This window comes from Vibrio sp. Y176 (assembly GCF_033438945.1).
In genome coordinates, this window is record NZ_JAWOQS010001015.1 from 1 (window position 1) to 551 (window position 551).

Here is a 551-nt window from a genome sequence, read left to right on the forward strand (position 1 = left end):
ACTCCATCCCGCCACCGTAGTAGAACCATGCGTATTGTTCTGTCGGCAACATTCCGAAAGGCATAGAAGTGAAGTAAAGCGTGTTTGGCACTTTGCCTTTCCAGTAATAAGACGCAGAGTGTCCCATGTCGTATTGGCCGGATTTCACCATGTCAAATACGCCAAATGGTGCTTTGTGTTTGTTCGCAGAGTCGATACGAATTTGTAGACGGCCGTTTGACATTTCCTCTGCCATTTTCGCCATATTTTTCGTCGTGTCGCCAAAGATTGGGAAGTTAGGCCCCCACGTTTCAGCCAGCTTTAGGCGATATACTTTTTCAGCAGCACTTGCAGAAGTTGCCACGAATGTCATCGCTGCCACTACGGCAGTCATTTTGAGCACTCGTTTCAAAGATTTTTGGATAAGACTCATCGTTCACGTCCTTTGTCACCAAGGTTATTGTTGTCATCCATTTCATGCGGATTTGAAGTACAACAAGCTGACCAGCACCATTCTCATGTCAAAACATGAGCCGAGTAGCGACACTTGAAGTAACTTGGGTATAAAGATG

1 pseudogene is annotated in these 551 nt (G+C 45.7%); it reads right to left on the bottom strand.

Annotation, left to right across the window (positions count from 1 at the left end):
• Positions 1–412, bottom strand: a pseudogene (locus R7O13_RS29950) (ABC transporter substrate-binding protein); the annotation flags it as partial.
• Positions 413–551: the final 139 nt, after the last annotated feature.